Here is an 18,887-nt window from a genome sequence, read left to right on the forward strand (position 1 = left end):
TCTTGAATTTTATATGACAATTTCTTTAATAAAAAGCGACTTACATAATTGTAAGCCGCTTTTCCGTTATTCCTTAATATTTACCCCATATTCTTTAAACCAAATGTGAATTTGTGCTAAATGAGCTAAAAGCTGCGGCCCAGTCATCAATTGACCAAACCATGGTGTTTGAAATGCACTGCCGCCAGACTGAATCAATTCGTTCAACTGCTCTTTATCAAACAGTTCGTGTAAAATTGAACCTTTATCCGTTAATAAACTTTGAAGCCATACTGTTACTGCTTTTGTATAGTGTGGATTGTGAGTTTTCGGATAAGGACTCTTCTTTCTATATAAGATGTCATGTGGAAGTACATCTTCTAACGCTTTACGTAATAGACCTTTTTCGCGGTTTTTATACATTTTCATTTCCCAAGGAATATTCCACGCATATTCGACAAGACGATGATCTGCAAATGGAACACGTACTTCTAAGCTCGCCCCCATACTCATACGGTCTTTTCTGTCTAATAATGTTGTCATAAACCATACCATATTTAAATAAAATAATTGACGTCTTTTTGCTTCTAACGGACTTTCTCCCTCTAAAATAGGAACTTCTTGAATCGACTCTTCATAGCGCCTTTGTACATATTGTTGTAAATTTAATTTATTTCTCCATTCTTTTTTTAGAAGTTGTTCACGTGCCTCTGTAGAACGCATCCACGGAAATGCACTCGATTGTAAATCATCTTCTCTATAAAACCACGGATATCCACCAAATATTTCATCTGCACATTCTCCAGATAAGCCAACGACAAAATCTTGTTTAATTTCTCGGCAAAACCATAATAATGACGAATCGATATCTGCCATACCAGGCAAATCACGAACGAGTACCGCTTCAGTTAAATACTCTGCTAATTTTTCATTCGAAATGACGCAGCGATGATGGGTTGTTTGAAATGTCTCAGTCATTAAATTAATAAACGGAGCATCTGAATTTGGCTGGAATGCATTCGCTTTAAAGTATTTGTCATTATCTTCGTAATCAATAGAATACGTGTGTAATGGCCCTTTTCCTGATCTCTCGTATTCTTTCGCTGCGATAGCTGTAATAGCGCTCGAATCTACACCACCTGATAAAAAAGTACATAGTGGTACATCAGAAACAAGCTGTCTTGTAATGGCATCTTGTAATAAGAAGCGCGTTTTCTCTACTGTTTCTTCAAAAGAGTCTTCATGTTTTTTACTTTCTACATTCCAATATCTCCATATACATAAACCGTTCTTTGAAAATGTCATCGCATGACCTGGACGCAATTCTTTTATACCAGCATAAATACCGTGCCCAGGCGTTCTTGACGGTCCGAGTCCGAATATTTCTGATAATCCTTCTAACGTTACTTCCGCCTTCACATCTGGATGCGACAATATCGCTTTTAACTCCGAACCAAATAATAAGCGTCCGCTATCATATTTATAAAAAAGTGGCTTTACACCTAATCGATCTCTCGCAATAAATACTTGTTCTTTCTGTTCGTCCCATACTGCAAACGCATATATACCGTTTAAATGACTGACACATTCTTCTTTCCATTCAATATAAGAAGCTAATAATACTTCTGTATCAGAATGACCTTTGAACGTATATCCTCTTCTTAATAATTCCTTTCGAATGTCTTCTGTGTTATAAAGTTCACCGTTATAGCAAATGGCGTAATTCGTTTCATCTTTTAAACAAGTCATCGGTTGTTTACCGCCCTCAGGGTCCACAACGATTAAACGTTTATGCCCAAATGCGACATTGCCTTTAATCCAAACTTTATTATCATCTGGGCCACGCTTCGCTAACGTCTCAGCCATTTTCGTAACGACGTCCCGCTCTCCTTCTAATGAGCGTTTATAATCCACCCATCCTGTAATCCCGCACATATAAATCATCCTTCCATCTTATTTCTTTTCTTGAACGTGCAGTAATCCCCACCCTAAGAGTGCGGATTAAAAAATGAAAAACTTGACGATAACCTACTATCCACATATGGAATAGCATTTTCACTCAGTAAAACGTGTTTTATTGTATGCCCACCTATGTCTAGATGTGCCTAGTTATAAAGAATGCACGAACTGTCTATAACAGAAATAACTACTTTTCATAAAGGAGAAATCGTGTATGATACAACGTAAACATATTTTATATAATCAACCCCGTGCTCATACAGTCGGTAATGTAGAATATATAAACAATGAGTGGGTATTCTTTGATGATGAAAATGATGAAGCGTTTTTATTAGAAGATATTGCCGAAGATGGGTTTGAAATTTTGTATAATAACAATTGGCTACCAGCCCGTTTCTATGAACAAGATGTATTACAAATCGCCAACGAGCAACACCATTTGCAAAACGGTGAAATGATACGTATTCGAAAAAAGTTACTTCTTAGCTATAATGAATGGCTGGAGGAATTACCTGACTCTGTCTTCACATTATTAACGGAATCATTGCAATCACTTCACTACTCTTTATATGATTGCATGTATTGTCATAATTATTTATCTTTCTTACCGAAAGAGGAGTCACGCGAAGGAGTAAATATTCTTTTGTTTGATAACGAAGAAATGATTTGTACACTGCAGCATCATTTCGTTCGTCACACTACATCAAATAAAAATATGTTCCGTTTTACAAAAGTAAACGGAGAAGAGTTGCATATTGATGCGACATAAAGTAAAACTTTAATTAGTGGGGCAACCCCCACTAATTATTAACCTTCACCAATCTGGTGTTTACGGGATAACGTAAAAAACCACCTTATCTCCCAAGTCTTTGAGATTATAAGGTGGTTTTATTTTTTATTAGAATACTTGCCAGCCAATCGGTAATTTCAGTCCAAGGTAAAATACTGCTACTAGTGCAACAATAAATAGCCCCCAAACTGCCCCTGTTGCTTTGTTCTTGCTCATTTTCACAAGAACCATTTCCATTCCACCGATAACTAAAATACCAGCTATCATTTTTAAACCATACCACATGTGCATGTTACTTGTTGCAGTCTTCATAATACCCATGTACAACATGAAACCTGTCACAATAATGATAATATACATTAGGCGAAGCCCCATATGTACACCTTTACCTTTTCTTCCTGCTGAATAAAGTGAATACGCAACGAAGAATAAAATTAAACCTAACGCCCATGCTGTAATATGCATATGTACCATCGTATCCCTTACCTCCTCTTTTCACACTTTTTCACTCTATATGATAACATGTTCATTTATTTTCAGGAAATGTTTCGCTTTTTTACATTTAAATGATATAATATTTAGAGTATTTACAAACTTCTTGTAATAACAAAAGGGGGAACAATCATGATTCAAACTAAGGATATTATCGAACTTACAGACACATACGGAGCAAATAACTATCACCCACTTCCAATCGTTATTTCTAAAGCAGAAGGTGTTTGGGTAGAAGATCCTGAAGGAAACCGCTATATGGACTTATTAAGTGCATATTCTGCAGTAAACCAAGGTCATCGTCACCCGAAAATTATTAACGCTTTAATTGACCAAGCTAATCGTGTTACGTTAACTTCTCGTGCTTTCCATAGCGATCAATTAGGTCCTTGGTACGAAAAAGTTGCGAAACTAACTAATAAAGAAATGGTACTTCCAATGAATACAGGTGCTGAAGCTGTTGAAACTGCAATTAAAACAGTTCGTCGCTGGGCTTATGATGTGAAGAAAGTAGAAGCAAACCGTGCTGAAATCATCGTTTGTGAAGATAACTTCCACGGACGTACAATGGGTTCTGTTTCTATGTCTTCAAATGAAGAATACAAGCGTGGATTCGGTCCAATGCTTCCTGGCATCGTTGTAATTCCTTACGGTGATTTAGAAGCGTTAAAAGCTGCAATTACACCAAACACAGCAGCATTCATTTTAGAGCCAATTCAAGGTGAAGCAGGAATTAACATCCCACCAGCTGGTTACTTAAAAGAAGCTTTTGAAGTATGTAAAAAAGAAAACGTTTTATTCGTAGCAGATGAAATCCAAACTGGCTTAGGCCGTACTGGTAAAGTATTCGCTTGTGACTGGGACGATGTAACTCCTGACATGTACATACTTGGCAAAGCGCTTGGCGGCGGCGTGTTCCCGATCTCTTGCGTTGCAGCAAACCGTGACATTTTAGGTGTATTTGAGCCAGGTTCTCACGGTTCTACATTCGGTGGTAATCCACTTGCATGTGCTGTGTCTATCGCAGCTCTTGAAGTGTTAGAAGAAGAAAAATTAACAGAGCGTTCTCTTCAATTAGGAGAAAAATTAGTTGGGCAATTAAAAGAAATTGATAACCCAATGATCACTGAAGTTCGCGGTAAAGGTTTATTCATCGGTATCGAATTAAACGAACCAGCTCGTCCTTACTGTGAACAACTAAAAGCAGCTGGTCTACTATGTAAAGAAACACATGAAAACGTAATTCGTATCGCACCACCTCTAGTAATCTCTGAAGAAGATTTAGAGTGGGCATTCCAAAAAATTAAAGCTGTATTATCGTAATGATAGAGAGGTTGTCCGACATATTGGGACAACCTCTTTCTTTTTATATTCATTTATATTAAGATAAAATTGTAATTTTCTGTATTTTAAAATCGTAAAGGAGGTGCGATATGCTATTAAGATATGGTAAACATATTAACTATTTAGCTACATCTTTTATTTTAGTTACATTCTTTGGCTTCCTACTTTCCACAACATGGCTTACTCACTACTCAACTTCTACTACATTCACACTACTGAAAGCATCATTTTGGACTGCTGTTATTCTTACTATCATTGGTTTTGGACGAGAAAAAAGCGCACTTACGGTTATACTATTTGGCATTTGTACACTTGCATTCATTGGTCTTTACACTTTTTCCGTTATCGATTACCTCTATAACCCAAGGCCATAAAAAAGAGCTATCTTTTAACAAGATAGCTCTTTTCTTCACTTCACTACATTTCGCAAAGTACCAATTCCTTCTACTGTAATAACCACTTCATCACCAGCATGTAAAAACTTTGGTGGCGTGAAACCTTTTCCGACACCAGCCGGGGTTCCTGTTGCGATAATATCGCCTGGTTCTAAAGTCATTCCTTTACTTATCGTTGAAATAATTTCTTCTATTGGAAAAATCATTTTATTTGTGTTGGAAGTTTGCCTTACTTCTCCATTTACTACCGTTTCAATGTGTAATGAATTCGGCGCATTAACCACCGATTTATGAATTAAATACGGTCCCATCGGACAAAATGTATCGAAGCTTTTCCCAAGGAAAAACTGTTTATGTTTTCTTTGAATGTCTCGAGCTGTTACATCATTGATAATCGTATAACCAAAAACATGCTCAAGCGCTTTTTCTTTTTTAATTTGTTTCCCTCGCTTACCAATAATGATAGCTAATTCTCCTTCGTAATCTAGTTCGTCCGTTGCATGAGGGTGACCATTAATTTGCTCATTTATGCCAATAACTGTTGTTGGTGCTTTCGTAAAGATCATTATATTTTCTGGAATAGACTCTACTCCGCCCATTTCTACCGCATGCTCACGATAGTTTTTTCCAACGCACAAAATATTCTTTCTTGGCCTTGGAATCGGTGCTAATATTTTCACCTCTGTTAACGGATAATACGCCGCTTCCCCGTTCTCTTTTGCCCAATTTACAATTTCACATACTTTCTCAAAGCATTCAGTCCCTCTTTCAATACACTCTAGCATTGTAATAGGGATTGTAACCTTTTCCCCTTTTTGTCTTTGCGCTTCTCTTAAGTGTAATACCTTTTCTTCTTCTTCATCCACAATACCTACAAATACCTTTTCTTCTTTTTTCGCCGTTACAAAACGCAATATTTCCACTCTCCATCCTACAACTCATACACTTTAATTGTATTCGCATCCGCAAGAAAAAAACCTTCTCATGCACGCTAATTTTTACAATATTCTTCTCATATCCGATTCGTTACTCCTTTATCATTTGGCATAAAATGTAGAAATTTTACTTTTTTTAGCGAATGCATTTCTTTTTTATGAAGTTTTTGTATAATATGTACTACATATATACTAAAAATTTCATTTAGAGATGGAGCCGATTTCAATGTTTGAGCAAGCGATTGAAAAAAAACGTGAAAAAATGATTTATTTTGCTGAACGCTATGGAATGACTTCTCAAAAAACAGTGGATTGTAGCCAAGAACTGGACAGGCTCTTAAATGTAATTTGTCATGTACATACGGATTTACACCCTAATCAAACGTTCAAAACACACACGCAATAATGCGTGTGTTTCTTTTATTTCAAAAAAATACACATTTTATTGGAAACGCCCATACAATAGTAGAAAAGAAAATTTTAAAAACGAAGGGTGTTTTGTATGCCAGCTATGGTCGGACATATTCGTATCGTCAATATTGGATCAAGTGGTATTTTTCATATTGGAGATGTATTTGCGATTAGGCCTATTAGTTACTCACGTGCTTTCGCCGGGGCCGGCTCTTTTAACGTTGGAGATAACGTTTCTGTCTACAATTATCAAAGTGCAACGACTGTCAACGATTCAGATGTCGTCGATCAAGCGATAATTGGTTCAACTTAAAGGGGGCGATTATATTGAACTTTTATGTAAACCAAAGTATCGTCATCAACAGTATTAAAATTGATAGCATTACAACCTCTTCTGTGTTCCAAATTGGTACTGCCGGAAGTATTAAAGCCCTATCTAAATTTTCAAATACGGGCGGATTTACGGAGCCGCTTCGCCCATTACAGGCGAAAGGACAAATTATTTCTATCAAACCATCAACTAGTTCTTCTTAAGACATCCTTGTCATAAATATATAGTAGGAATATTTTTACCCTCCCTATTGAAAAGGAGGTTTCACAAATGAATCAAGATATATATACTTACTTACACCAACTTCAACAAGCTCTTCAAACACAACAAGCAGCCATCTTGAATTTAGAAGATCAAGTGCGCCAACTCCAAGAAGAGCTTAACGAATTAAAAAATCGCCCCTCCTCTTCTGTAGGAAAAGTGGAATACAAATTCGATCAATTAAAAGTCGAAAATTTAAATGGTACTTTAAATATTGGTTTAAACCCATTTTCAGCAAAAGGACAACAAATTGAAGATTTTCAAGTGGATACAGAAACATTAAAGGTAAACCCTGAAACCGAAACAAACCCAGACTTTTATCAAGGTATCCTCCAAGAAATGCATCGATACTTAGATGAAGAAGCATATAATCGTATTCTCCATTTTGAACAAGAAGAGAGAACACCGCTTGATGAAATGTATCGACAAATGATGGTGGATGACATAAAAAAACAGATGGAGCATCGACTCCCTTATTATTTATCACAAGCGCAATCATATGAAGGTATTTCAACAGATCCAGATTATTTACGAGATATCATTATTCAGGCAATGAAACAAGATATTGACAAAGCCTTTCTCTCCTTTATTCAGCACATACCAGGAAATTTCCGAAAGGAGTAATTATGTATGAACCTTAACGTTGTAAACCGTGAGTTAAAAGTCGGACAGATTAAAATGAACGGTGTATCGTCGTCCGCACTCTTTTTAATTGGAGATGCAAATCTCCTCATTCTATCTTCTATTCTCGATACACCATTTGAAACAGTTACAGAGGGTCCATTTGTACCATTAGTAACAGATGTCGCTCCTACTCCAGGTTAAGGAGACTGAGAAATTATGTTGCATCATGTGTCCATTGTCCAAAATGTTTCTATTATTTCTTTAGGGATTACTGCCGTATTTCAAGTTGGAGATGCAAACCAAATGGAATTAAAAAGTAGAGCTATTGCCGTCCACCGTGAAATTCCTTGTTATATACGGGGAGAAGGTCGCTTTGATGCTTTTGAAATCTTTACAGATGAACACATTACAATTCCAAAACGAACGACAGATGTAAAATTAAATATTGTAAATGAATGTCCTTTTATTGAAGTGAATAACGTTGAATTGCGGACACTTTTAAATTCTGGTTGCTTTCAAATTGGGAATGTTGATTATGCTTTTAATAACTCTCGTATTATGCAAATCCGCCAATATATTACGGATGAACCTTCCGCACAATAATTCATATAGTAATTAAAAAGCTTAGTAAAGTAGGTGGATGGTATGCCTTCGGTTGTAGGAAATCTCGTCGTGCAAAACAGTAACGGCTCTTTCAACTTAGGAGATTTTTATAACGTATCTCCGAAAGAAAACACGAAAGCCTATAACGGATCTGGAGCTTCTAATGTTGGGTTTGTCGTGAATACGTTTAACGGTGTTAGTGCAACAAATACGTTTGATTCTGATGTGGCAGATCAAGATCAGATTGGAACAGCGTAAAAAAAGTAGGAGATATTCTCCTACTTTTTTCTTTTATCTAATTCAAAATTATTAAAATGAAATTTTAATAAGCAAGAGCTTTACTGTCCACAAATAGTGGTATAAACAAGTAAGTAGTGAAGAAGCACTATTTCATTTTATTTAAATGATAACCCGCTCTCCTCCAAAGCCTTCCTAAGCTTCGGCAAAGACGCTGGTCCCATACCATGCATTTTTAAAATTTCTTTTTCACTATATTTTGAGAGTTCTTCTATCGTTTGAATTCCGTGATGTTGCAGCGCATTTCGTGCTGGTGATGAAAGAAGTGAAAGAAATCCTGTTTTCGGCTTCTTTTCTTTCTCGCAAGTTGGGCAAGTTGGACAGTCGCTACTTTTGTAGTATTCATGTCCTTTTTCACACGTTCTTAACGTTTTTTCCGTTGCCATTTTCAAGTCCCTCTATTCTTCAATTTTTACAATATGATTGCCATCAAAGAAGTATAAGCATTTCTCTTTCACAGGATGTTGTAAGCTTTTCTCCAGTGCTTTTGCATATAACGAAAGCTGTACTTTATATCGATCTTCTAAAATTGGTTTTGCTTGTTCAAATCCGCCTGGGAATTTCCCTTCAATCGTATCTGTTTTGAAGTCGATTAACGTAATGCCGTCTTCCTCTTCAATCATGCAGTCGATAACCCCTTGGACAAGAATCGTTTCTTCACTCTTCCCTTGCCAATCTTGATATGCTTCTTCTGCTGCAAGCATCATCGTAAATGGTACTTCACGCTCAACACTTTTCGCCGCTAATACCCTTTTACCTAAGTCACTGTCGAAGAATGAAATTACTTTTTCAATGGCTATTTCTTCCGCCTGCTCGAATGTTAATAATTCCTTATTTACCATTCCAGCAATTTGCTCTTGAAGAACTTCAACCGTAATCGGCTTCTTCAAATCAACATGCTGCATAACGGCATGGACTGCTGTTCCGCGCTCTGCGTACGTTAACCCTTTTTTCTCCATAAAGCGCGGGCGTGTTTTAATTGGTGCACGTAGTTTTTTAATAAAGGCGTTATCGCTACCTTCTTCAGATTGATAATTTCTCTTTATTTCTGTAACAGATTGCTTCGCGCGATGAGATGTCGCATCCTCATATCCGTACTTCCACATTAATCTGTCGTACACTTCTTCTTTCCGTTCACTTTGCAGGGGAACAGCCTTTTTCTCACGAAGCGCTTCTAACAATTCTTGTTTCTCTTCTTGAACTGGCTCTGGTGCAAGTAGCGTATTACCGTCCACAACTTCTACTTTCCAGCTAGTGTCATACCCGTAAATTTCATCTGGAATACTTCCTTGTCCTAATTCAAGAAGTATTTCACTATCACGGTGTCTATATAATGAAGGTGCAATCCAGTCTAAATAACAAGACGCTCCGGCACGTATATGATCTGGTAATAACCATTCACTATGCTCCCTCGCATCAAGCCATTTTTCCATTTCCTTATTTGCATCCTTAACTGTTCCAATTAAAATTAACTTCTCTTTCGCACGCGTCAATGCTACGTATAGTACGCGCATTTCTTCCGCAATTAATTCCATTTTCATTTTACGCTTAATCGCAAGCTGTGATAATGTTGTATATTTAATTCGTTTGCGCGGATCGATAAATTGCGAACCGAAACCGAAATCTTTATGCAATAAGAAACGTTTCATTAAGTCTTGTGTATTAAAACGACGACCGAGTCCAGCTACAAATACAACTGGGAACTCTAGCCCTTTACTTTTATGAATCGTCATAATGCGAACAACGTCTTCTTGTTCACCGAGGGCCCTCGCCGTCCCCATATCATCACCGCGTTCTAAAATACGTTCAATAAAACGTAAGAAGCGGAATAATCCTCTAAATGATGTTGCTTCATATTGTCTTGCGCGGTCATATAGTACGCGTAAGTTTGCCTGCCTTTGCTTTCCAGCTGGTAAACCGCCAACGAAGTCGTAATAACCTGTCTCACCGTACACTTTCCAAATTAAATCAGAAAGTGATTGTTGACGTGCAAATTCACGCCATCCTTGTAGTAAGTTATAAAACCACTCTAATTTATCATGAAGTTCTTGCTCCTCTTCAAGCGGTGCCCCTTTTAAGAATGAGCTCATTACTTCATAAAACGAGCCTTTCTTTCCATGAGCACGAAGCATTGCAAGTTCTTCATCGTTTAATCCAACGATCGGGGAACGAAGTACAGCTGCAAGCGGGATATCTTGCATCGGATTATCAATAACGCGGAATACGTTCATCATAATATTTACTTCCGTCGCTTCAAAGTAACCAGTCGCGAGGTCAGCATATACTGGAATTCCTTGTAATTTTAACTCTTCCATAATTTGCGGGGCCCACGGCATGGAGCGAAGTAAAATAACGAAGTCGCGGTATTGTACAGGGCGCATACTATCCGTTTTACGATCATATACTTCATAACCTGAATCGACCATCGCTTTAATGCGCTGCGCCATAAGGCGAGCTTCAAGCTGTGCCTTTTCTACTTCCGAACCTTCTTCACCGTCTATTACTTCTTCTTCTGTTTGCTGAATGCATAGTAGTTCAGCCGCTACATCTTCACCTTCTGGATAGGTAGCACCTAGCTTTAGTTCAGCGTCAACATCGTAGTCAATTTCCCCAACTTCTTCGCCCATAATTTGTTTGAAAATAAAATTCGTACCTGCTAGTACTTCATGACGACTACGGAAGTTTTTCGCTAAGTCAATCTTCATTCCGCCACCCAATCCTTCTTGTGTGAAGCGTTTATATTTTCCTAGGAATAGTCCTGGTTCGGCTAGTCGGAAACGATAAATCGACTGCTTTACGTCACCAACCATGAACAAGTTCCCTGCACTCTCAGAATCTTTCGTTACGAATTTAATAATGGATTCCTGTACAAAATTCGTATCTTGATATTCATCGACTAATACTTCAGCAAATTTATTACGATATTGGAGCGCCACTGCTGACGGATTCATTTCACCATTTTCACTTGGTTCACTTAAAATTTGTAAACAGAAATGCTCTAAATCTGTGAAATCGACCATTCCTTTATCTCGCTTCATCGCTTGGAAACGCTCTGTAAATACTTTTACAAGTTGAACGAGCTTTTCTAATACTGGGTGCATATCTTGAAAATCTCGTAAGAAACTTTCAGGTTTGCGGCTAAATAGCTCTTCTTGTAATTTCTTCACTTCATCTTTCGCTTTATTACGAAGAGAGTCTACTTGTTTTACAATATCCTCGTTATAATCACTTTTCTTAATGCGCTTTAACGTTTGCCACGATACGTTTTGCATCGCTTCATACAAACTTGTCCACGATTCACGAGCAGCTGATGATAGCGTTCCAAGTAAAGCTGCATCTGCTTGCAACGTTTCAACGCGAGGCGCTGGACCGTCAGGAAGCATTGCGAGCTCCGTCGCTTTACGAATATGCTGTTCCGCTGTTTCAAGCTGGAATTTCACATCTTCTAATAAGTAAGAAGCGTACACTAAATCTTCAATTGTCTTTCCTTCTACGTCATATGCTTCTACTAATTTATCGAGCCATTTTTCCGGATTTGGATGCGCTCTTGACTCTGTATGAAGCGCTAAAATCATACGTTGTAAGTCATCATCACTACGGTCACTCGTATAACGATCAACAAGTTCAAAGAAGATTGTATTATCTTCGATTCCGTACTCTTCTTCTAATATGTCATCTAGCACTTCTTCTTTTAACAATTCATTTTCTGTTTGATTCGCAATACGGAAACGAGGATCCACATCAAGCATGTAATAGTATCCTCTAATTACTTGTAAACAAAAGGAATGAATCGTCGAAATAGAAGCTTTATTTAATAAGCTCAGCTGCTTTCTAATGTGCTGAGAGCCTGGCTCATCAATTAATACTTTTTCTAACGCTTCCCCAATTCTGTTTTTCATCTCTTGCGCCGCTGCATTCGTAAATGTTACAACGAGCAGGCGGTCGACATCGACTGGATTCTCTTCATTAATAATCTTTTTAATAATACGTTCAACTAATACTGCTGTTTTACCTGATCCAGCTGCAGCCGCAACTAAAATATCACGTCCGTTCGCTACAACAGCTTTCCACTGGTCATCTGTCCATTGACTACCTTCTGGTTTTTTAGGCCAATTTTCTATCATTCTCCGCCAACCTCCTCCCTTATTTTCTCCATCGCTTCGCTATCTTTCATATCTTTTAACGATCGGAACTGATTATCTTCAAGTGACTCATCAAATTGACAAACAGATTTGAAGTTACAGAACGTACATGCTGCTTTATTTCCCATTTTATAAGGAGCAATATCGATAACACCTTCTGTAATATCTTTTCCGATATTTTCAAACGTATGGTGTACATATTTTTGCAGTACGTTAAACTCTTGCTCACTTGCAATACTTGAACGCGCACTAAAGCTACCGTCTTTTTTCAGGCCAGCAGAAATAATATCTGAACTTCCTGTTGAAAGTTTGTTATCCATTAAACGAACAACGTCAGCATCTCCTAATACGAGTCCTTTCATTTTAAATTTCTTTAAAATTTCTTTTTCAATTTCAGCTTCAGATGCGTCACCTTTCATCTCAACGATTGGGTTATGAATATGAAAATACAATACACCAGCTGGTGATGCTGTGTGACCTTTTTTCATCCAGGTCTGTGCATTCGAAGTAACAACATCTAAATACGTTAACATTTGAAGCGCTAATCCGTAATACACTTCCGTTAAATCTAACGCTTTTGAACTTGATTTATAATCAATAATACGTAAGAACGTCCCGTTTTCATCTTCTGCCTTATCAACACGGTCAATACGGCCGACTACTTCCATCTTCACACCATTTGGTAGTGAGAATTCCATCGGCGGAAGTGATCCTGTACCGCCCATACCGAACGGCACTTCTAAATCAACTGGTACGAATCCGCTCGACTTCGCATGTTCACGAAGAATGATTGACGTACGGAAAATGATTTGTTGTAGTTTTTGTTTTAAATAGAAATGACGGTTTGAACTTAATAAAATTTGTCGTTGTAATAACGGTGCGATTTCTTCTATTACTAAAACAGAAAGATGCTCACACTCTTTTATGGATAAATCCGCCCAAGTACGGTTTTCACGCAATAACTTGTCCGCAATTTTCTTTAATGCCGCATGGAATAATTCGCCGATATCTGGCGCATCAAGCTTGAAAATATCACGCTCTCTAAGCGATAAACCGTGCTGCGCAAAATGAGCGTATGCACAACGGTTAAATAGTTCCATACGAGAGACGCTTCCTTTAATTATATCTCCATATAAATCTCTACTTACTGCTGTACTTAGTTTCTTCGCACGATTTCGATAGAATAAACTTGATAAGACGCGGCTACTTTTTTGTTTCCATTCATCTGAAGTTACGTAGAAGTTGTATACGTCCCACCAAAAGTCTAAATTCCCTTCAAATCCGTATCGCTTCCACGTTTGTAGTTGCTGCATAACGTAAGATAACGTTACTTCTGGCGTTGCTACGTATGAAATTTGTTCTGAACGTGATAAATCATTTACGTCATTCGTAATAAATGAATCTTTCACATTAGGGAACATTCTTTTTATTTTCTTAATAAAGCTAGACGCAAGTAACGTCTTTCCTTCTTCATCTGCAAGCGGGCATGAAATGTATAACTTCTCAGATGCTCTCGTTACCATTTGATACATAACGAACTGTTCTTCTAACAAAGTTTGTCTCGTCGTTGGCGCTAATTCAATTCCTGCCGCACCAAGAACTTCTCTTTCCTCATCAGAAAGCATACCTTCATCCATAGGTGCTACTGGAATAACCCCCTCATTTACACCTATAATAAACGTTGCTTTCACGTCAGATAACCTGGAGTGATCAATATTAGCAATTAATACTTGGTCTAATGAAGGCGGAATATTAGCAAATTGAAGTGCCTCAAGACCTGTCGACATAACGTCCGTAAACATAGAAAGAGACATTTTCTCATCACCAAGCATCTCTACAAACGTATCAAGAAGGCTCATTACCTCTTCCCATACTTGTTCATGATCTGTCGCAAATAAGAAATCTCCACTTTCTTCTGCACGTATACGTAATTCTTCTAGTTTCTTTGGAACATCCAGCTCTTCTAAAAATAAGTAAACTGCTTCACACATTTGCATAACTGTTCCTGCACGCTTTAACCTTTTTTGCATGCGAATAACAGGTGTTCTTACAACGTCACGTAGCCTATTTATTTTCTCTTCCATTTCACGTTCACTGTCTGTGATCATCCCGTTCGTATCATCAAGAGAACGATAACGGCGATACATCCATGGATCCTCTGAAGTCCATCTCTTTCCTTGTACACCGTACGCTAAACAGTAATTTTCAAATTCATCCATTTCTTCACGCATCGTTTCTTTTCTTACGTCTAATGGATATAAAAGCTCTGTTTTCACGCAGCGGAACACCGCATCATAACGCCAATTCCCACTAATAATCTCGAGTGCAGAACGAATACATTCTACTAATGGATGGTGTGACATCGAGCGCTTTTCATCGATGAAGTGCGGGATATTGTAATCTGTAAATAACGTTCGCATCACATCGTAATAACTTTCCCCATTACGAAGAAGTACTGCAATATCTCGGTAACGATATTTTTCATCCGCAACAAGTTTACGAATTTCACGAGCAACACCTTCTACCTCCGCTCGTAAATTCGCAGCTGTACTAATCGTTACACTCGCTTCATCGTTAAATTTTTCATTCGGACGCGCTTCATAATGAGCTTCTAAATGCGCTAATGCTGGAGAATGAAAACGCGGCTGTTCCATAAGTGGAATTGTTTTTTCAATTTCTATTTTTTCTTCACGCGCTACTTGTTTTATTTTTTCATACGTTACCGTCGTTTCATAAAATAAATCGAGTTCATTTACTGGCTGCGCTAACGTTTTTTCATCTATCGTTAACGTGATCGTAACTCTCGCTCCGCAAATCATAAGCTGTCTTACAATCTCTAACTCTTGCGGGGAGAATGAATGAAATCCATCTATATAAATTTCCGCACCATTTACATATTCAGACTGCGGAAGCTTTTCCACTAGCAATTGCAAGTAGTCTTCTGAATCTAAATATTTTCCGATTAAAGCACGTTCAAAATCATCATATAGTAGTTGTAAATCATACACTTTATTCGCTAATAGCTTTTGCTCGGCACTGCTACTATGCGCATCTAATTGTTGCCACATTTCATATACGTTAGATGGCGTTACATTGTAACGTTTAAACTCTGCAATCATACTGCCCAGATGTTCAAAGAAACCGTTTTGCTCCGCTGCTTTTTGGAACACCGATAACCCATCTTTACGAGACTCTACAATTTTACGAAGTAACATATGTACACCCGCTTCATCAATATGAAGACGACTCGCTCCGCCAACTTCTTGTAGTACCTTCCACGCTAATCGTGAAAAACTAAAAACTTGTGCCCGAATAGAACCTCTTACATCCTCACTTCCAATTAACGCCTGCTGCGTCTGGAATGTCATCTGTTCTGGCACAAGATATAATATTGTTTCCCCTCTCGGGCGCTGTTTTAACTCTTCTTGCACTTCGTGTAAACAAAGTGTACTTTTTCCACTTCCCGCTCTACCAATCACAAATCGAAGTGACATGTAACCCCACCTTTCACTTACATAACGAACGTTAGTTTGCTACTATAATTGTATTATAGGACACGAAAAAAGACAAACGGAGTAGTTTGCCTTTTTTTATACTTCTATCTATTATATCAACCTTTTGAAAAATTCGTTTGCACCTCTTGAATTGGCCAATATCGTAAATCAACTTTACCGACAACTGTATCAGCTTTTACAAATCCAAAGTGTCTACTATCCCAGCTCCCGAGGCGGTTATCACCTACTACAAAAATACATCCAGGTGGCACCGTTTTTTCCTTAGTTAACTCTTCTAGCGTAAAGTCACCTGTTAGTTGTCGTCCATTTATCTCCTTCTTATATTTCTCTAAATAAGGTTCATCCACGAATTGTCCGTTTATATATAATTTATCATGCTTATATTCAATATGATCTCCAGGTAAACCGATAATCCGCTTTACATAGTCCTCTTTTTTATTCGCATGAAACACCACAACGTCAAATCTGTTCAAGTCCCCAACTTGATAACTTACCTTATTTACAACTAGCATATTGCCATCTTGCAATGTGGGCATCATTGACTTCCCCTCTACAACGTACGTCGAAAAGAAAAACGTTCGAAAAAATACAGCTAATAATACACCAATTAAAATTGTTCGTATCCACTCTATGCCTTCTTTTTTCAAAGTTTTCTTCATCTGCTTCTCCCCTTATCCTTTAATACTGAAGCTTTCCTTTACAAAGAAGACTATTCTTAATGCAGTTCTAACTTTACTTCGATTTTCTTACCGACATACCATAAAATAAAAATACCAATCGCTACAATGACTGATTTCACTGGATTATGAATAAATGACATTAAATCATGACCGATATACGTTAAAATAAAAATCATCACAAGTTTTCCGAATGCTAACGCTAGCCCAAACTGTTTTACACTAATTCGGGATAAACCAGCGACAACATTTATTAATGCTGACGGTGTAAACGGAAAACAAAATATAACAAAAATCGGTGCAAATCCTTTTCTTTCAATCCATCCCATTGCTTTTCGTACTCTCTCATGCTTATTTACAAACGAAAAGAAACGACTGCGACCAAAATGGCGGATGATGAAAAAGACAAGTAATGCACCCATTACTGATCCAAGCCATGAATAAAGAAAACCGAGCCAAAAGCCAAATGCAACAGCATTTGCCAGTACAAATACAATAAGCGGTAATGCTGGAATCAACGCCTCTATCATCGGTAAACCAATACCAAGAAGTGGTCCGAACGCTTTATAACTCTCAACAATATGATCCATATTTTCTGGTGAAAAATACTCTTTGATTGTCTGAAAATCCATTCTACACTTTACCCCTTTACTCTAAATACTATCCCTACTGTATCATTGCTTATATGAAAGAGGAAATGGTAGATACGACATATGGAGATGTATTTATTAAAGTTTCCATATCTTTCATAAGAATTCCTTCATTATTTAGCTATGATAATCTATCAATATTCGACAGGACGTGTCGTTCGTTTTGTTATTTAGATTGTTTTTCGATTTTTTATCGGCAAATGAAATTACACTGGTGATTTTCTAGATATATCAATTACAACTCGGTTTCTCTAATATATCGCCTTATCTACAAAGACTGATAAAGTGAAACTTTAATCAGTGGGGATTTTGTTGATCCCCCGCTTAACTTCTTTGCTTTCGCTGAATTTTGAGGTGGGGGTCTTACTGCCCACAAATAGCGGGATAAACAAAAAAAGAATGGGGATTCCCCCCATCCTTTCACACTTCGCCTTCCTTCACAAAATACACACTCTCATAAGCGGGTCTTAATGTTGATTCCTCTTTTTTATCAACCTCTTTAAAACAAGGGCTCCCTTGTTTTTTCCTACGATCTTCATATTCAGTACGTAATTTCGCTGTACGATTTTGTTGATTTTCAAAACTAGTTTTTGATATTTCTAATTTCACAGCAAAACCATTTATAAATCTAATAATAAGATTTCCATCTTTTAATTCTTTGTTACTTTCAATATAAAAATGAGACAACCAAGCGCACTCTTTTCTAGAGTAAGAATAGGTAGGGAAAAAATAAAGTTGATCTGCTGGACTAATCGCAATCGGTGCTTTATGTGTAATATGAGTTAACTCTTTCGTTCCTTCTTTTCTGCCTAAGAAACTAGAGCCATGCTTGCGGCAACTTCTTTCTATAATATCTAGAGGTTTTTGAAATACGAAAAAAGAATCATTCATTTCAACGACTCGCGTAACAATTTTCTTTTCACTTAGAATAACAGGAAGTAAGGCCATCGTATTTTTCGTTACAACATAATTTTCGACATAGCGTTCCACTTTACTTTCCATACTCCATTATCTCCTTTTTTCCATTTATATTAGCAGCTGCATATATAATTTTAGCATCTATGAAAAGGAAATAGCTTACAAGTTCCGCTTTTTTACAGTTTTTTATCATTTATCAAACATTTGTTAAATAATAAAATCACAATATAGTAATTTTTTAATTTTAAAGTTATAAAAACAACATTTATACTACCTATAAATATTTATTATCCCTTCCTATTTTCACATCATTAAAACAATTAACTTTACTATAATTAAAATGTAAATCCAATATATAGAGGGCCACTATGGAAGAAAAAGAAATCCAACCATCGATTCAAATGAAAAATAGTAGCATCATTATCGTGAAAAACTCAGCTAGTATTATATTCGGTTTATTTTTCATTCTGCTATTCTTTGCCAAACCGTTTCGTAAATCAAAATGTACAGAATGTAAAAAACGTGAGAAGAAAAAATCAGGGCAAGAACAATAAAAGGCCTTCC

At 37.2% G+C, this 18,887-nt stretch carries 20 protein-coding genes; 11 read left to right on the plus strand and 9 right to left on the minus strand.

Going from position 1 to position 18,887, the window contains the following annotated elements; genetic code table 11:
- Positions 1-66 precede the first annotated feature (66 nt).
- Positions 67-1,914 carry an asparagine synthase (glutamine-hydrolyzing) gene (gene asnB, locus AC0OM3_RS14120; protein ID WP_089149404.1) on the minus strand — a complete coding sequence of 616 codons (1,848 nt, stop codon included), beginning with the start codon at positions 1,912-1,914 and terminating at the stop codon, positions 67-69.
- Between the two features lie 238 nt (positions 1,915-2,152).
- On the opposite strand from asnB, the gene AC0OM3_RS14125 reads away from it, so the two are divergent.
- Positions 2,153-2,707 (plus strand): DUF2777 domain-containing protein, encoded by a 555-nt coding sequence (locus AC0OM3_RS14125; protein WP_000616044.1) that lies wholly within the window; start codon positions 2,153-2,155, stop codon positions 2,705-2,707.
- A 129-nt stretch (positions 2,708-2,836) separates the two neighbouring features.
- Here the strand turns inward: AC0OM3_RS14125 and AC0OM3_RS14130 are convergent, their stop codons facing one another.
- Entirely contained in the window at positions 2,837-3,202 is a 366-nt protein-coding gene (locus AC0OM3_RS14130; protein ID WP_000233490.1) for a YisL family protein, read from the minus strand.
- Positions 3,203-3,352: 150 nt separating this feature from the next.
- Here AC0OM3_RS14130 and rocD point away from each other — a divergent pair, with 150 nt between their 5' ends.
- Both rocD and AC0OM3_RS14140 read left to right on the plus strand, forming a co-directional pair.
- The gene (gene rocD / locus AC0OM3_RS14135) at positions 3,353-4,543 is read left to right on the plus strand and encodes an ornithine aminotransferase (protein WP_000616657.1); all 1,191 of its coding nucleotides are present in this window, start codon (positions 3,353-3,355) and stop codon (positions 4,541-4,543) included.
- 110 nt (positions 4,544-4,653) lie between these two features.
- The gene (locus AC0OM3_RS14140) at positions 4,654-4,938 is read left to right on the plus strand and encodes a hypothetical protein (RefSeq protein WP_000926865.1); all 285 of its coding nucleotides are present in this window, start codon (positions 4,654-4,656) and stop codon (positions 4,936-4,938) included.
- 35 nt (positions 4,939-4,973) lie between these two features.
- Here AC0OM3_RS14140 and AC0OM3_RS14145 read toward each other — a convergent pair whose 3' ends face one another.
- Positions 4,974-5,873 (minus strand): fumarylacetoacetate hydrolase family protein, encoded by a 900-nt coding sequence (locus tag AC0OM3_RS14145; RefSeq protein WP_001213073.1) that lies wholly within the window; start codon positions 5,871-5,873, stop codon positions 4,974-4,976.
- A 247-nt stretch (positions 5,874-6,120) separates the two neighbouring features.
- On the opposite strand from AC0OM3_RS14145, the gene AC0OM3_RS14150 reads away from it, so the two are divergent.
- The 7 genes from AC0OM3_RS14150 (at position 6,121) to gerPF (ending at position 8,382) form a co-directional block, all read left to right on the plus strand.
- A complete protein-coding gene (locus tag AC0OM3_RS14150) occupies positions 6,121-6,300 on the plus strand; it encodes an aspartyl-phosphate phosphatase Spo0E family protein (RefSeq protein ID WP_000462841.1) in 180 nt (59 codons plus the stop codon).
- A gap of 96 nt (positions 6,301-6,396) precedes the next feature.
- Positions 6,397-6,618: a spore germination protein GerPA gene (gene gerPA, locus AC0OM3_RS14155; RefSeq protein ID WP_001111188.1), complete on the plus strand. Its 222-nt coding sequence runs from the start codon at positions 6,397-6,399 to the stop codon at positions 6,616-6,618.
- A gap of 14 nt (positions 6,619-6,632) precedes the next feature.
- Positions 6,633-6,839, plus strand: a complete 207-nt coding sequence (gene gerPB / locus AC0OM3_RS14160; RefSeq protein WP_001012516.1) for a spore germination protein GerPB — start codon at positions 6,633-6,635, stop codon at positions 6,837-6,839.
- A gap of 67 nt (positions 6,840-6,906) precedes the next feature.
- Positions 6,907-7,521, plus strand: coding sequence for a spore germination protein GerPC (gerPC, locus tag AC0OM3_RS14165; RefSeq protein WP_001070760.1), 615 nt, complete (start codon positions 6,907-6,909; stop codon positions 7,519-7,521).
- A gap of 6 nt (positions 7,522-7,527) precedes the next feature.
- On the plus strand, positions 7,528-7,722 hold the full coding sequence (gene gerPD, locus AC0OM3_RS14170) for a spore germination protein GerPD (protein WP_001052806.1): 195 nt from the start codon (positions 7,528-7,530) through the stop codon (positions 7,720-7,722).
- A 15-nt stretch (positions 7,723-7,737) separates the two neighbouring features.
- Positions 7,738-8,124, plus strand: coding sequence for a spore germination protein GerPE (locus AC0OM3_RS14175; RefSeq protein WP_000902323.1), 387 nt, complete (start codon positions 7,738-7,740; stop codon positions 8,122-8,124).
- A 42-nt stretch (positions 8,125-8,166) separates the two neighbouring features.
- Positions 8,167-8,382 carry a spore germination protein GerPF gene (gene gerPF / locus AC0OM3_RS14180; RefSeq protein ID WP_001141566.1) on the plus strand — a complete coding sequence of 72 codons (216 nt, stop codon included), beginning with the start codon at positions 8,167-8,169 and terminating at the stop codon, positions 8,380-8,382.
- A gap of 137 nt (positions 8,383-8,519) precedes the next feature.
- On the opposite strand, the gene AC0OM3_RS14185 is transcribed toward gerPF, so the two are convergent.
- The 6 genes from AC0OM3_RS14185 to AC0OM3_RS14210 all read right to left on the minus strand — a co-directional run bounded on the left by AC0OM3_RS14185 (position 8,520) and on the right by AC0OM3_RS14210 (position 18,407).
- The gene (locus tag AC0OM3_RS14185) at positions 8,520-8,807 is read right to left on the minus strand and encodes an RNA polymerase alpha subunit C-terminal domain-containing protein (protein ID WP_074594665.1); all 288 of its coding nucleotides are present in this window, start codon (positions 8,805-8,807) and stop codon (positions 8,520-8,522) included.
- Between the two features lie 12 nt (positions 8,808-8,819).
- Positions 8,820-12,545: a helicase-exonuclease AddAB subunit AddA gene (gene addA, locus AC0OM3_RS14190; RefSeq protein WP_151522429.1), complete on the minus strand. Its 3,726-nt coding sequence runs from the start codon at positions 12,543-12,545 to the stop codon at positions 8,820-8,822.
- Complete coding sequence (addB, locus tag AC0OM3_RS14195; RefSeq protein ID WP_474212171.1) at positions 12,542-16,057, minus strand: helicase-exonuclease AddAB subunit AddB; 3,516 nt, start codon at positions 16,055-16,057, stop codon at positions 12,542-12,544. Before addB ends, addA begins: the two co-directional genes overlap by 4 nt.
- Before the next feature lie 116 nt (positions 16,058-16,173).
- Positions 16,174-16,737, minus strand: a complete 564-nt coding sequence (lepB, locus tag AC0OM3_RS14200) for a signal peptidase I (RefSeq protein ID WP_000751899.1) — start codon at positions 16,735-16,737, stop codon at positions 16,174-16,176.
- Between the two features lie 56 nt (positions 16,738-16,793).
- On the minus strand, positions 16,794-17,387 hold the full coding sequence (locus AC0OM3_RS14205; RefSeq protein ID WP_000347517.1) for a TVP38/TMEM64 family protein: 594 nt from the start codon (positions 17,385-17,387) through the stop codon (positions 16,794-16,796).
- A gap of 438 nt (positions 17,388-17,825) precedes the next feature.
- Positions 17,826-18,407, minus strand: coding sequence for a competence protein ComK (locus tag AC0OM3_RS14210; protein WP_000444444.1), 582 nt, complete (start codon positions 18,405-18,407; stop codon positions 17,826-17,828).
- Between the two features lie 284 nt (positions 18,408-18,691).
- On the opposite strand from AC0OM3_RS14210, the gene AC0OM3_RS14215 reads away from it, so the two are divergent.
- Positions 18,692-18,877: a hypothetical protein gene (locus tag AC0OM3_RS14215; RefSeq protein ID WP_000391367.1), complete on the plus strand. Its 186-nt coding sequence runs from the start codon at positions 18,692-18,694 to the stop codon at positions 18,875-18,877.
- Positions 18,878-18,887: the final 10 nt, after the last annotated feature.

Source organism: Bacillus sp. FAU20, from assembly GCF_056033865.1.

Coding starts and splice junctions, on each gene's coding strand:
- asnB (WP_089149404.1), bottom strand. CDS start 1,914: ATGTGCGGGATTACAGGATGGGTGGATTATAAACGCTCATTAGAAGGA.
- AC0OM3_RS14125 (WP_000616044.1), top strand. CDS start 2,153: ATGATACAACGTAAACATATTTTATATAATCAACCCCGTGCTCATACA.
- AC0OM3_RS14130 (WP_000233490.1), bottom strand. CDS start 3,202: ATGGTACATATGCATATTACAGCATGGGCGTTAGGTTTAATTTTATTC.
- rocD (WP_000616657.1), top strand. CDS start 3,353: ATGATTCAAACTAAGGATATTATCGAACTTACAGACACATACGGAGCA.
- AC0OM3_RS14140 (WP_000926865.1), top strand. CDS start 4,654: ATGCTATTAAGATATGGTAAACATATTAACTATTTAGCTACATCTTTT.
- AC0OM3_RS14150 (WP_000462841.1), top strand. CDS start 6,121: ATGTTTGAGCAAGCGATTGAAAAAAAACGTGAAAAAATGATTTATTTT.
- gerPA (WP_001111188.1), top strand. CDS start 6,397: ATGCCAGCTATGGTCGGACATATTCGTATCGTCAATATTGGATCAAGT.
- gerPC (WP_001070760.1), top strand. CDS start 6,907: ATGAATCAAGATATATATACTTACTTACACCAACTTCAACAAGCTCTT.
- gerPD (WP_001052806.1), top strand. CDS start 7,528: ATGAACCTTAACGTTGTAAACCGTGAGTTAAAAGTCGGACAGATTAAA.
- AC0OM3_RS14175 (WP_000902323.1), top strand. CDS start 7,738: ATGTTGCATCATGTGTCCATTGTCCAAAATGTTTCTATTATTTCTTTA.
- gerPF (WP_001141566.1), top strand. CDS start 8,167: ATGCCTTCGGTTGTAGGAAATCTCGTCGTGCAAAACAGTAACGGCTCT.
- AC0OM3_RS14185 (WP_074594665.1), bottom strand. CDS start 8,807: ATGGCAACGGAAAAAACGTTAAGAACGTGTGAAAAAGGACATGAATAC.
- addA (WP_151522429.1), bottom strand. CDS start 12,545: ATGATAGAAAATTGGCCTAAAAAACCAGAAGGTAGTCAATGGACAGAT.
- addB (WP_474212171.1), bottom strand. CDS start 16,057: ATGTCACTTCGATTTGTGATTGGTAGAGCGGGAAGTGGAAAAAGTACA.
- lepB (WP_000751899.1), bottom strand. CDS start 16,737: ATGAAGAAAACTTTGAAAAAAGAAGGCATAGAGTGGATACGAACAATT.
- AC0OM3_RS14205 (WP_000347517.1), bottom strand. CDS start 17,387: ATGGATTTTCAGACAATCAAAGAGTATTTTTCACCAGAAAATATGGAT.
- AC0OM3_RS14210 (WP_000444444.1), bottom strand. CDS start 18,407: ATGGAAAGTAAAGTGGAACGCTATGTCGAAAATTATGTTGTAACGAAA.
- AC0OM3_RS14215 (WP_000391367.1), top strand. CDS start 18,692: ATGGAAGAAAAAGAAATCCAACCATCGATTCAAATGAAAAATAGTAGC.